The organism is Frederiksenia canicola (genome assembly GCF_011455495.1).
GTDB lineage: Bacteria > Pseudomonadota > Gammaproteobacteria > Enterobacterales > Pasteurellaceae > Frederiksenia > Frederiksenia canicola.
This window is the reverse complement of the sequence record NZ_CP015029.1, coordinates 549,274-562,384: the sequence shown is the minus strand read 5'-3', so window position 1 is coordinate 562,384 and position 13,111 is coordinate 549,274. Positions and strand designations below refer to the sequence as shown.

Below are 13,111 nucleotides of genomic sequence, written 5' to 3'. Positions count from 1 at the left end.
ATTATTATGAAACATATTATTAAATTTTCATTAACATTATTATCAGTTTCGGTATTAGCCGCTTGTGGCGGCGGTTCTGGTAAAGGGGGTAATGAAGTAGCACAACATTTAAATAATGCTAATAGCAGTAAAATGTCTTTTAACCAGCAAATAGACAAAGCAAATCAGGCCACCCAATCAGCTCATAATGCATTTTTGGCTGCAGAAAACTCGTCTAAAAGAGCACAAGAACAATCCCAGTTGGCACTAGATACGTTTAAAAACCCAATGAAAAATAGAAACGATATAAACAAAGCTGATAGTGCAAAAAATGCGGCTGAAAAAGAACAAAACAGTGCCAAAATAAAACTTGAAGAAGCTAAACTGCAAGTAAACGCTGCTAAAAAATATGTTGAAACAGCTATAACCGAGGTTGAAAAAGCTAAACAGAATGCAATCAATGCTGCTATAGTTGCAGAGGAACGAACACAAAATCAAGGCTTAGTTTCACCAAATTTATCTGCTGAACAAAGAGCACTACTTGAGGCTTCACAAGCATTATCACTTGAGCAGCTTAATAATAAAGTGGCAGAAACTAGACGCATTGCATCTGAAATGGAAAGCACACTCTTATCAGCACAAAGTGAGCTAGCAAAGGCTGAACAATTACAGCAAAATGCAGAAAAAAGTCTTACAGATGCAAATACTGCACTACAAGACAACTTAAAATCGATAAATCTTGTCAATCCCAAAGATCGTCGCGAACATCTTCAAGAGCTTAAAGAATCCAAAACACTTCATATTGGTATTCATGAAATAAGTTTAGCCGATGAAAATTTTGGTTACATTACTAAAGATATTGAAGATAAACAACTTAAAGTCTATAACCTTGGTTATTCAGGTGTAGGCTATGTTCTCTCAAAAAATGTTCAAACCGATGAATATGGTCAATTAATAAATCCAGTTATTGAACGACATGAAATTGGCGAAAATACAGCAAGCCTTCCTAAGGGAAAAGACATTTTCACCTATTATGGTCAATCCTTTGGTGCTAAAACAGATGGCGTATTGACCTTGAAAGCCGATTTTACGAATAAAACCGTTGAAGGAACTGTTACTGAACGTCGATTAACAGAGACTAAACAACCTCTCAGCGATATTACCCTACAACGAGCAATTATAGGAGCCAGTGATAAGTATCACTTTGAAGGTGTTGCAAGTTATAAAACGGGTAATACAAACGTAACTGGACGCTATGAAGGTAACTTTAAAGGTAATTTTGCAGAAACAGAAGCCCAAGAAGTGGTCGGTTATATCTTCGACAGCAAAGACCATTTCTACGAAGGTTTTGCAGGTAAAGCCGAAGTAAATGAAAGCATCTTAGGTAACAAAAAACCTTAATTGAAAATAACCCATCATCGTTTTGATGGGTTATTTTTTATCTTTTCTTTTCCTTTCAATAACTATTGCAAATGAGAATACTTTGCATTATCTTACTCTCCCCATTACAAAATGGTAACTAAGTACTCACAAAAAATTAAAATGAAGAGGTTAAGACTATGATCATTGCATCTGCTAACGACTATCGCAAAGCAGCAAAACGCCGCGTTCCTCCCTTTATGTTTCATTACGCTGACGGCGGCTCTTATGCAGAACAAACCCTAGCTCGCAACGTGAGCGATTTATCTAACATCGCCTTACGCCAACGTGTCCTAAAAGATATGTCAAATCTAAACACTGAAATCGAACTATTTGGTGAGAAATTATCCATGCCGGTAGCATTGGCTCCCGTTGGGGCTCTCGGTATGTATGCACGACGGGGGGAAGTTCAAGCAGCCAAAGCGGCTGATAAAAAAGGCGTACCATTTACTCTTTCAACTGTTTCTATCTGCCCTATTGAAGAAGTTGCTCCCGCCATTAACCGACCGATGTGGTTCCAGTTATATGTGCTTAAAGACCGAGGCTTTATGAAAAATGCGTTAGAGCGAGCCAAAGCCGCAGGGTGTTCTACTTTAGTATTTACCGTGGATATGCCCACACCAGGTGCTCGTTATCGCGATATGCATTCAGGAATGAGTGGACCATACAAAGAAATTCGCCGCATTCTACAAGGGGCAACCCATCCTTTTTGGGCGTGGGATGTAGGCATTAAAGGCAAGCCACATAGCTTGGGGAATGTGTCTAAATATATGGGCAAAGAGATCGGCTTGGACGACTACATCGGTTGGCTTACGCAGAATTTCGATCCGTCTATTTCGTGGAAAGATTTAGAGTGGATCCGTGAATTTTGGGACGGCCCAATGGTGATCAAAGGCATTTTAGATCCTGAAGATGCAAAAGATGCGGTGCGTTTCGGTGCCGATGGAATTGTAGTGTCTAACCACGGTGGCCGCCAACTTGACGGCGTACTCTCGAGTGCAAAAGCTCTGCCTTCCATTGCCGATGCGGTGAAAGGCGATATCAAAATTCTCGCAGACTCCGGGATTCGCAACGGCTTAGACGTAGTACGGATGATCGCTCTCGGTGCTGATGCCTGTATGCTCGGTCGCGCCTTTGTTTATGCTTTGGGTGCTGCAGGGCAAGCTGGTGTAGAGAATATGTTTGATATTTTCAACAAAGAAATGCGTGTAGCAATGACCCTAACAAGCAACCAAAAAATCAGCGACATCACCCGTGAGGCGTTGGTGGATTTAAGTAAAATCTAATTGCAAAAAGGCGGTGAGAACTCACCGCTTATTACTTTCTGATGACTGACTACGAGCAAAGGCTGCAGCTTCGGCAATCAAGGTGTCGTTTGGGCGAAGCCCAGTATAAAGCTCAAATTGTTCCACTGCTTGTAGCACAATCACTTCCGCCCCTGAAATTGTCCGTTTACCGTGCTGTGTGGCATAACGAATAAACGACGTATCCGCAGGCTGTGCCACCACATCAAAAGCAACTTGTGCCGCTTCAATCATCGCCGCAGGGAAAGCCAATTCATCGGCTTCTTTCGCCCCTGCCATTCCAATTGGGGTAACGTTGACTAAAATCTCTGCCTGCTGATTTTCAAGGCTATTGATATATTCCAAACCATACAAATCTGCCAAATAGCTCCCCGTTTGTGCATTGCGAGCAAACACTTTCACCTGCTCAAAGCCCGCATTTTTAAACGCCGCGACTACCGCTTTTGCCATGCCGCCACTACCGTGCACGATCACGCAAGCGGTCGGATCTAGCTGATATTTTGCAATGAGCTTGGCAATCGCAATGTAATCGGTATTGTAGGCGGTGAGACGACCTGAGTTATTGACGATCGTATTGACCGACTCAATCGCCGCAGCCGATGGCGTGATTTCATCTAAAAACGGCATACAGCTCTCTTTAAATGGCATTGACACTGCACAGCCACGAACACCCAACGCCCGCACACCTTTCACGGCGTGTTCAATATCGGTGGTAGTAAAGGCTTTGTAGATAAAATTCAGCCCGAGTTTTTCATATAAATAGTTGTGAAAACGCGTGCCAAAATTGCCTGGCCTACCCGAGAGCGACATACAAAGTTGAGTATCTTTGTTGATCATTTTGCTTTCCTTCTTCAAATAAAAAACGGTCACTGATTTGCAAATTTTTGCAAGAAAGTGACCGCTTGTCAGCTATCTATTCAACCACTGCATATAGGCTTTGGTGCCTTCTGCGACAGTTTTGAATGGCTCTTTGTAGCCTGCCGCACGCAGTTTGGTTAAATCGGCTTGAGTGAACGTTTGATAGCGAGATTTAAGATGATCTGGGAATGGAATGGTTTCAATTTCGCCTTGTTGATGGAAATCAATTACCGCTTCCGCCACGGCTCTGAAAGACTCCGCATTGCCTGTGCCCAAATTGAAAATACCTGAAATACCGTTCTGCCACGCCCAAATATTCACTTTTGCCACGTCTTCCACATAGACAAAATCACGTAGGAATGTTTCGCTGCCAGCAAACAGTTTCGGGTTTTCGCCGTTGAGAATTTGAGTGTTTAAATGGAACGCCACACTTGCCATTGAGCCTTTGTGTTGTTCACGTGGGCCATATACATTGAAATATTTGAAGCCGCATACTGGCGATTCCGCCTCTGGCAACAGTTGGCGAACATATTCATCAAATAGGAATTTAGAATAGCCGTACACGTTGAGCGGCTGCTCAAAACGGCGTTCTTCGATGAAATTATCTGAACGCCCCCCATAGGTTGCGGCACTGGATGCGTAGAAGAATGGAATTTGACGATCTAAACAGAAATGCAGCAACTCTTTGGAATATTCGTAGTTGTTTTGCATCATATATTTGCCGTCCCATTCAGTTGTTGCTGAGCAAGCCCCTTCGTGGAATACCGCATCGATCGGGCCGAAATCATCGCCTGCAATAATTGATGCGATGAAATCTTCTTTATCGCAATAGTCTGCGATATCCAAATCGACTAAATTGATGAATTTCTCACCTTTTTTGAGATTATCCACTACTAAAATATCTTTTCTACCGAGTTCGTTTAAGGCTTTCACGATATTGCTACCGATAAACCCCGCACCACCTGTTACGATAATCATAATTCTTCCTTATTTTGTGAAATAAAAACGAGTAAAGTCTAGCAGGTTTCACCTGCTCTGTTGAGCTAATCAAGACTTACGGGGCAGGCACGACTTCAATATCTACTTTGCCAACGCCCTTGCCGATGAGATGTAACTTAGCCGCCGCTGCTTTGGACAGATCAATCACCCGTCCTTTAATGAATGGCCCACGGTCATTGATTTTGACCACAACACTCCGCCCATTCCACAATGCGGTGACTTTGACATAAGTACCAAAAGGCAGAGTTCTGTGTGCTGCTGTGAGTTTTTTATTGTGGAAAATTTCACCATTTGCGGTTCTACGCCCATTGAATTTATCACTATAAAAACTTGCCACTCCAGTTTCAGTTGCTGTTGAAGCTTGGGAATGATTGACGACTGTCTCGTTGTTTACTTTTGCAGCAAAGTTTTCCGTTGTCGTGCTACATCCAACCAACAACAAAGTGCCACATAAGGCGATCAGAGAGTGAACTCGAAACATAGGGGGCTCCTTACAATAATCTCTTATTTTGCTCTCGCAATTTGCTTTTTGAGTTTGAGCATTTTGTCGCGAATGCGTTGGCGTTTGAGTTGAGAAATATGATCAACAAACAGCACACCGTTTAAGTGGTCGATTTCGTGCTGAATACAAATCGCCAGCAAACCGTCTGCGTCTAAGGTAAATTCTTCGCCATTGCGGTTTAAGGCTTTCACCGTCAATTTCTCTTTGCGTGGCACAAGGGCACGGCAACCGGGGATCGACAAACACCCCTCTTCAATGCCCGTTTCGCCTGAGCTAGCGACAATTTCAGGGTTAATCAGCACGATTTGGTGGGCTTTGTCGCCTTCAATATCAATCGTGATCACCCGTTTGAGTACGTTTACTTGCGGGGCAGCTAAACCAATGCCTTCGTGATCGTACATTGTTTCAAACATATCATCGATAAACTGACGCAGTTCATCGTCCACGTTTTCTACCGGTTGGCAAACTTTGGCTAAATTCTCATCGGGATAAATTAAAACGTCTAATACCGCCATTTTTGTGATCTCTGTCGAAAAATTAAAATATTCAAGTTGGCTATTTTAGTCGTTTTATTAGGATTAGGGAAACGAAAGGAAGAAAAATGGCACATCTCAACGCATTATTACGCTTATTGCAAGTCCCACAGCTTGGAGCACAACGCATTGGGCGGCTGCTAAGCGAAGTCAATTTCAGCGACTTTTGCGACTACGACAAAGCCCAGCTCAAACAAATCGGTTGGAATGACAAGCAGATTCATCGCTGGTTTCATCCCGATGAGCAGTGGATTGAACTTGCAAAAAATTGGCAGGATCTGACCGCTTGTCAGCATATTTTGACCCTATTTGATGATGAGTACCCCTTCTTACTGCGACAAATCAGCACGGCTCCACCCGTTTTATTCGTGAAAGGCAACCGTTCAGCACTTTCCACTCCACAAATTGCGATGGTCGGCAGCCGTGATTACTCTCCTTATGGTGAATTTTGGGCGAAGCATTTTGCCGCAGAATTAGTCAACAATGAGCTGGCAGTCACCAGCGGTTTAGCGATCGGCATTGACGGCTTTTGTCACCAGCAAGCCGTGGAACATCAAGGCATTACCCTTGCGGTACTTGGCAGCGGCTTAAACCAGATTTACCCCGCTCGCCACAAAAAATTAGCTGAAAAGATCATCGACACGGGCGGGGCATTAGTATCGGAGTTTTTCCCAAATCAACCACCGATCGCAGAAAATTTCCCAAGGCGAAACCGCATTATCAGCGGGCTTTCTCTCGGCACGTTAGTGGTGGAGGCAACCCTCAATAGTGGCTCGCTGATCACCGCCCGTTATGCTTTGGAACAAGGACGGGAAGTATTCGCCTTGCCGAATGCGGTACAAAATCCGTACAGCCAAGGTTGCCACAAGTTGATCAAACAAGGGGCATTGCTGGTCGAAACGATTGACGATATTTTGGATGCCATTGCGTTCCAACGCCAAACACCACAACAGCCCTCTCTGTTTAGAGAAACTGAACAGCAAGCGGTGCGTTCCACACAACATTTTGCAAATCCTCCCGCATCGCCATGTGCAAAAAATTTAACGGATCTCACCGCTTGTCAGCAGCTACTGCTGAACCAAATGAGTTTAGTTCCCCTTTCCCCTGATGATCTCGCCAAAGCCTGTGATTTAAGTATTGATAGTGTCTTAGTTGAACTGCTGAGCTTGGAATTACTCGAACGCATCAAGCAAGTGAGCGGTGGTTATGTCCTTCGTTAATGGATGAAATTTGCAGACCCTCCTCGCTCATCTAGCCGAATAACGCTAAATTCTATGCTATAATTTATCTCTTTTTTAAGCAGATAAATAATGAAAATGGAACAAAATTTAGTCGATTTTTTGACAAAAACCTTAGAGGGCTTAAAAGCCGAAGATATTCAAACGATTGATGTCAAAGGTAAATCGAGCATTACTGACACGATGATTTTAGCCACGGGTACATCAAGTCGCCACGTTGCCTCGACTGCGGATAATCTTATCAATGAAAGCAAAAAAGTAGGCGTTGATGTGTTTGCCCACGAAGGCAAAGCCGTGGCCGATTGGATTGTGATCGATTTCGGTCAAGCGATTGTGCATATTTTGCAACGTGAAAGCCGTGAAATGTATCAATTAGAAAAACTCTGGGCGTAATGAAAATTCAGCTAATTGCGGTCGGAACCAAAATGCCCGACTGGGTGACCAAAGGCTTTGAAGAATATCAACGCCGCTTTCCGAAAGATATGCCTTTTGAGCTGGTTGAAATTGCGGCGGGCAAGCGGGGGAAAAATGCTGACATTAAACGCATTTTAGACCAAGAAGGCAAAGCCATGTTGGCGGCAGCGGGGCGAGGCAAAATCGTCACACTTGATATCCCTGGTAAGCCTTGGACGACAGAACAGCTCGCCAGCCAATTAGAAAGCTGGAAAAATGATGGGCGTGATGTCTGCTTGCTGATCGGCGGGCCTGAAGGGCTGTCGCCTGAATGCAAAGCCGCAGCGGAGCAAAGTTGGTCGCTATCGCCTTTAACCTTGCCCCACCCGCTTGTACGAGTGGTGGTGGCGGAAAGTGTATACCGAGCATGGTCGCTCACCACTAATCACCCTTATCACCGAGAATAATGGCAATGTTTGGCAAAAAACGCACCGCATCCACAGGTCGTGAAAGAATTCGCAACGGACAAGCAGAAACCAATCTGTTTGTCCGTCGTGCGTTGATTGCATTTTTGGGCGTGTTAGGGCTGACTTCGGTGCTACTGGCCAATTTGTACAACTTGCAAGTCCGAGATTACGACTCCTACCAAACCCGATCCAATGGCAACCGTATCAAATTACTGCCCGTTCCGCCTGCTCGCGGTTTGATTTACGACCGCAATGGCAAAGTGTTGGCAGAAAATTTGACCTTTTTCGGTTTATATATCGTGCCTGAAAAGGTCGATAATTTAGATGAAACCTTGCAAGCCCTCAAAGAGTTAGTTGGGCTGACCGATCAAGACATTGACGATTTCCGCAAAGAAAAAAGCCGCTCGTCTCGCTATACGCCGATTTTGCTCAAACCAAATTTAACCGAAGAGCAGATCGCCCGTTTTTCCGTAAACCAACATCGCTTCCCAAGCCTTGATGTCCAACCTTATTTCAAACGGACTTACCCTTATGGCGACATACTGACCCACATTCTCGGCTATGTGGCGAAAATCAATGATAAAGACAAAAAACGCCTGCAAGATGAAGGTAAATTTGGTAATTATGCGGGTTCACACGATATCGGCAAACTCGGCATTGAGAAATTTTACGAAGAACAACTGCACGGCATCACAGGCTTTGAAGAAGTGGAAATCAATAACCGTGGCAAAGTGATCCGCAAGTTGCGGGATCAACCTGCAGTTGCTGGTAGCAGCGTGCGTTTGACGATTGATATCGATCTACAACGCTATGTGATGTCTCTGCTTGGCAAACAAAAAGGGGCTGTTGTGGTGTTGGATCCAAAAGATAGCAGCATTTTGGCGATGGTGACGAATCCAAGCTACGACAACAATCTGTTTGTGGATGGCATTTCAGGGAAAGACTATAAACAGTTGCTTGAAGATGAAGATCGGCCACTCTATAGCCGAGCCACGCAAGGCACTTATCCGCCCGCTTCAACCATCAAACCGTTTATGGCGGTTGCTGGGCTAACCGAAGGCAAAATTTCACCGACTTCCACCATTTTCGACCCAGGCTACTGGATTTTACCTGGCACAACCCAACGTTTCCGTGATTGGAAAAAAAGTGGACACGGCGCAACTAACGTCAATAAAGCAATTGTGGAATCGTCCGATACCTTCTTCTATCAACTCGCCTACGATATGGGAATTGATAAAATGTCGAACTGGATGAAACGCTTCGGTTTTGGGGTAAAAACAGGTATTGATTTGGCAGAAGAGTCTATCGGTATTATGCCAAGCCGTGAGTGGAAGCAAAAACGTTACAAAAAAGGCTGGATCCCAGGGGATACGATCTCTGTTGGCATCGGGCAAGGCTACTGGATCTCCACACCGCTACAACTTGCTAAAGCAACCGCTGTTTTAATCAATAATGGTAAAGTGAATACCCCCCATTTAATGATGGAAATTATGTCTGGGGAAAATCGTCCTTACCAAGATCCACTTTTGTATGATGACATTAAAGATGTGCCAGAACGCTTTTGGCAAATCGCAAAACAAGGTATGTATAGCGTTGTGCATGCCAGCAATGGTACCGCTAAAAAAGCCTTTGCAGGCATTCCGTATCATGCAGCAGGCAAAACAGGAACCGCTCAAGTTTTCAGCTTGAAAGGAAAAAACTACGATAAAAATGCAATCACTAAAAACTTACACGACCACGCTTGGTTTATGGGCTACGCTCCCTATGAGAACCCAAAAGTTGTCGTGGCGTTAATTTTAGAAAATGCGGGCGGTGGTTCAAGTGCCGCAGCCCCTGTTGCACGTAAAATTATGGACTATGTATTACGAATGCCACAACCCACGCCGTCTACCGATAATTTGCAAAAAAATCCGCAGAACTCACCGCTTGTCACCGATGAGGAGGAACTCAGTGAGTAAATCCTTTCTTTCTCGTTTTTGGAAACTCTTTGCTCTCGACTGGTTGCTGCTGATCGGCTTGTTAGCGATTACTGGCTATGGCTTGATTGTACTTTACAGTGCAAGTGGTGGAAGTGAGCGAATGTTCATTAGCCGCTTGGTGCAGGTTTCTCTTGGGCTCGGGCTGATGATCGTGATGGCCATGTTTCCGCCCCGCTTTTATGAAAAGCTTTCGCCCTATCTATATGTGCTGTGTGTCATTTTATTAATTTTAGTTGATGTTGCAGGCGAAACCAGTAAAGGGGCACAACGCTGGTTAAATTTAGGTTTTGTGCGTTTCCAGCCATCTGAAATTGCTAAACTTGCCGTGCCATTGATGGTCGCTACTTACTTGGGCAATCGAGCGTTACCGCCTAATTTTAAAGATACCGTTATTACTTTAGCCATTATCATTTTCCCAACACTTTTAGTGGCTATTCAGCCCGATCTTGGTACTTCCATTTTGGTTTGTGCCGCAGGGCTTTTCGTTCTATTTTTAGCAGGGCTCAGTTGGAAACTTATTGGTGCGGGCGTGGTCTTTCTTGCAGGGTTTATCCCTATTATGTGGTTTTACTTGATGCATGACTATCAAAAAACCCGTGTAATGACCTTGCTTGACCCAGAGAAAGATCCTTTAGGAGCAGGTTACCATATCATTCAATCAAAAATTGCGATCGGCTCTGGCGGAATGGAAGGCAAAGGTTGGATGGAGGGAACACAATCACAATTAGAATTTCTACCCGAGCCGCACACTGACTTCATTTTTGCCGTGTTAAGCGAAGAACACGGCATGATCGGCGTGATGATTCTATTGGCAATTTATCTCTTTATCATTGGACGTGGCTTAATTGTGGGTGCAAAAGCAACTTCCACGTTCGGACGAGTGCTTTCAGGCGGTACCGCCTTACTGTTTTTTGTGTATGTATTTGTAAACATTGGTATGGTGAGTGGTATCTTGCCTGTGGTTGGCGTACCATTGCCGCTTTTCAGCTACGGTGGTACGTCTTATGTCACTCTAATGGCAGCATTTGGGTTAATGATGTCTACCTATGTGCACCGTGAACGAAAGGATAAAAACAACCCGTATAGCAAATTAAAATCGCCGTAACAAGCGGTGAGTTCCGAAGATTTTTTTACTATACCTTTATGTGGCTTTCTAACCCAAAGCTAACGGAGATATTATGCAATTAAAAAACCGAATTCGAACAATGCTAATACTACTGCTTGCAATCCCCTTTTCTGCTCATGCCGTAGTTAATTACACCAAAAAACAATATGGCGTCAAAGGGGCTGCCTTACTTCATACCAAAGTGTCAAATAAAAAGCACACTTATGAAATCAATGGTAAAAGCTACACAAGCCTTAGCAAAGAAGCCTCACACCAATTTAGCCAAGTTGGTGTTGCGAGCTATTATGGTGGATCATTTCACGGACGCAAAACAGCGAATGGCGAAATCTATAATAAAAATGCCTACACCGCAGCCCATAAAACGCTCGCATTGGGTTCTTATGTGCTCGTGACAAATATCAGAAATGGGCGTAAGGTAGTGGTTCGAATCAACGATCGCGGCCCATTTAGCCAAAATAGAGTGCTTGATCTCTCTGTGGCAGCTGCCAAAGAAATTGGCATGTTCCATTCTGGTATAACGCACGTCAAAATTGAGGCCTTACACGTTGATAGACACGGCTACATTTCGGGTAAAGGCACCGAATCACTGTTAAAGCAAGCCAAAAGAGCAAAGCTTCCCTTAAGCATCAAAGGAGAAGGGAAATATCTTGCGATCAAATCTAAAGTGGCTGAATAACGCTCACATCAATCATTTATATGGAATACATTTTATGTTACAAAACAAATTAAAAACGATTATTTTCTGTTCGCTTGCTTATTCAAGCATCAGCTACGCTAACGAAGTGGATTATGGCATTCCCGCACCGCAAATCAGTGCTCAAACTTACGTTTTAATGGATTATAACTCAGGGGCTATTCTTGCTAGTCTCAATCCAGATCAACGCCAATCCCCTGCAAGTCTTACCAAAATGATGACAAGCTATGTCATTGGTGATGCCCTAAAAAGCGGCAAAATTAAAAACAGTGATATGGTCACCATTACTGAAAGCTCTTGGGGACAAAAATTCCCTGGCTCATCAAAAATGTTCTTAAATCTCAACCAACAAGTTTCCGTTGATGATTTAAACCGCGGCATCATCATCGTATCTGGTAATGATGCTTGTGTGGCAATGGCGGAACATATTTCTGGCTCTCAAGCAGCATTCATCGATGCGATGAATAAATATGTGCAACAATTCGGCTTGAAAAACACGCATTTCGCGACAGTACACGGCTTGGACGATCCTAACCAATATTCATCTGCCCGTGATATGGCAATTATCGGGCAACGTCTCATTCGTGATTTACCCGATGAATATCGCCTTTACGCTGAAAAAGATTTCACTTTCAACAAAATCAAACAGCCAAACCGCAATGGCTTGCTGTGGGATAAAACAATGAATGTGGATGGCATGAAAACAGGACATACCGATAAAGCAGGCTACAACTTAGTTGCATCGGCTTATAACAGCAACACACGTTTAATTTCTGTGGTGATGGGCGTTGAAAGCATCAAAGGACGTGAAGTAGAAAGCAAAAAACTGCTGCAATGGGGCTTCGCAAACTTTGAAACCGTTAAACCACTCGCCGCAGGGCAAGCCGTTTCAGAACAAAGTGTTTACTATGGCGAGTTAAACACCATTCAGCTTGGTACGCTACAAGATAGCTTTATCACCGTGCCAAAAGGCAAAACAGGTGAGCTGAAAGCCCGCTATGTGCTAGATAAGAAAACCCTTGAGGCACCATTAGCAAAAGGACAAATCGTTGGTAAAGTGATCTACCAATTAAATGACAAAGATATTGCAAGCGTGGACTTACAAGTCATGCAAGATGTTGCAGAAGCTGGCATTTTTGGTAAGGCATGGGACTGGGTTGTATTAACCGTCAAAGGCTTGTTCAACTAACCTTGCAATTGCTAACATAATCCCAATCTATCGGGCTTACAAGCGGTCGGATTCGGCAAATTTTTTGCAAATCCGACCGTTTGATCAACTCATAACGACATAAGGAACCCACATGACTGGTAACAAAACCGTAAATTTAACTGATATTGCACAAGATAAAAAACTCAAAGACTTACTTGAATTCCCATGCTCATTCACCTTCAAAGTGGTAGGAGCCAAGCGTGATGGCTTAATTGATGATGTGGTAGCAGAAGTACAAAAAGTGGTGAAAGGTGATTATAACCCAAGTGTAAAAGAGAGCGGCAAAGGCACCTATCACTCTGTCTCCATCACTATCAAAGCGGAAAATATCGAACAAGTCGAAACCCTCTACACCAATCTCGCCAAAATCGACGGCGTGAGAATGGTACTCTAATCATACAAGCGGTGAG

Annotated in this window: 14 protein-coding genes; 10 read left to right on the top strand and 4 right to left on the bottom strand. The window is 43.8% G+C overall.

Annotated features, from left to right (window positions below):
• Positions 1-6 precede the first annotated feature (6 nt).
• Both A4G17_RS02700 and lldD read left to right on the top strand, forming a co-directional pair.
• Positions 7-1,380, top strand: coding sequence for a factor H binding protein domain-containing protein (locus A4G17_RS02700; protein WP_123957363.1), 1,374 nt, complete (start codon positions 7-9; stop codon positions 1,378-1,380).
• A gap of 158 nt (positions 1,381-1,538) precedes the next feature.
• On the top strand, positions 1,539-2,684 hold the full coding sequence (gene lldD / locus A4G17_RS02695; protein ID WP_123957364.1) for an FMN-dependent L-lactate dehydrogenase LldD: 1,146 nt from the start codon (positions 1,539-1,541) through the stop codon (positions 2,682-2,684).
• Between the two features lie 21 nt (positions 2,685-2,705).
• On the opposite strand, the gene A4G17_RS02690 is transcribed toward lldD, so the two are convergent.
• The 4 genes from A4G17_RS02690 to def all read right to left on the bottom strand — a co-directional run bounded on the left by A4G17_RS02690 (position 2,706) and on the right by def (position 5,576).
• A complete protein-coding gene (locus tag A4G17_RS02690) occupies positions 2,706-3,539 on the bottom strand; it encodes a shikimate 5-dehydrogenase (protein WP_123957365.1) in 834 nt (277 codons plus the stop codon).
• 72 nt (positions 3,540-3,611) lie between these two features.
• A complete protein-coding gene (gene rfaD, locus A4G17_RS02685; protein WP_123957366.1) occupies positions 3,612-4,538 on the bottom strand; it encodes an ADP-glyceromanno-heptose 6-epimerase in 927 nt (308 codons plus the stop codon).
• Positions 4,539-4,614: 76 nt separating this feature from the next.
• Complete coding sequence (locus tag A4G17_RS10375) at positions 4,615-5,040, bottom strand: septal ring lytic transglycosylase RlpA family protein (protein ID WP_123957367.1); 426 nt, start codon at positions 5,038-5,040, stop codon at positions 4,615-4,617.
• A 23-nt stretch (positions 5,041-5,063) separates the two neighbouring features.
• Positions 5,064-5,576 carry a peptide deformylase gene (def, locus tag A4G17_RS02675; protein WP_123957368.1) on the bottom strand — a complete coding sequence of 171 codons (513 nt, stop codon included), beginning with the start codon at positions 5,574-5,576 and terminating at the stop codon, positions 5,064-5,066.
• A gap of 86 nt (positions 5,577-5,662) precedes the next feature.
• Here def and dprA point away from each other — a divergent pair, with 86 nt between their 5' ends.
• From dprA to ybeD, 8 genes are all read left to right on the top strand, one after another.
• Positions 5,663-6,814: a DNA-processing protein DprA gene (dprA, locus tag A4G17_RS02670; protein ID WP_123957369.1), complete on the top strand. Its 1,152-nt coding sequence runs from the start codon at positions 5,663-5,665 to the stop codon at positions 6,812-6,814.
• 96 nt (positions 6,815-6,910) lie between these two features.
• Positions 6,911-7,225 carry a ribosome silencing factor gene (rsfS, locus tag A4G17_RS02665; RefSeq protein WP_123957406.1) on the top strand — a complete coding sequence of 105 codons (315 nt, stop codon included), beginning with the start codon at positions 6,911-6,913 and terminating at the stop codon, positions 7,223-7,225.
• On the top strand, positions 7,225-7,692 hold the full coding sequence (gene rlmH / locus A4G17_RS02660; RefSeq protein ID WP_123957370.1) for a 23S rRNA (pseudouridine(1915)-N(3))-methyltransferase RlmH: 468 nt from the start codon (positions 7,225-7,227) through the stop codon (positions 7,690-7,692). Before rsfS ends, rlmH begins: the two co-directional genes overlap by 1 nt.
• Before the next feature lie 5 nt (positions 7,693-7,697).
• A complete protein-coding gene (gene mrdA / locus A4G17_RS02655; RefSeq protein ID WP_123957407.1) occupies positions 7,698-9,650 on the top strand; it encodes a penicillin-binding protein 2 in 1,953 nt (650 codons plus the stop codon).
• Positions 9,643-10,776 (top strand): rod shape-determining protein RodA, encoded by a 1,134-nt coding sequence (gene rodA / locus A4G17_RS02650; protein ID WP_236941029.1) that lies wholly within the window; start codon positions 9,643-9,645, stop codon positions 10,774-10,776. The genes mrdA and rodA overlap by 8 nt, the downstream gene beginning before the upstream one ends.
• Positions 10,777-10,849: 73 nt before the next feature.
• Positions 10,850-11,473: a septal ring lytic transglycosylase RlpA family protein gene (locus A4G17_RS02645; protein WP_123957372.1), complete on the top strand. Its 624-nt coding sequence runs from the start codon at positions 10,850-10,852 to the stop codon at positions 11,471-11,473.
• 34 nt (positions 11,474-11,507) lie between these two features.
• Complete coding sequence (locus A4G17_RS02640; protein ID WP_123957373.1) at positions 11,508-12,680, top strand: serine hydrolase; 1,173 nt, start codon at positions 11,508-11,510, stop codon at positions 12,678-12,680.
• A 112-nt stretch (positions 12,681-12,792) separates the two neighbouring features.
• Entirely contained in the window at positions 12,793-13,095 is a 303-nt protein-coding gene (gene ybeD, locus A4G17_RS02635; protein ID WP_123957374.1) for a DUF493 family protein YbeD, read from the top strand.
• The last annotated feature ends 16 nt before the right edge of the window (positions 13,096-13,111 follow it).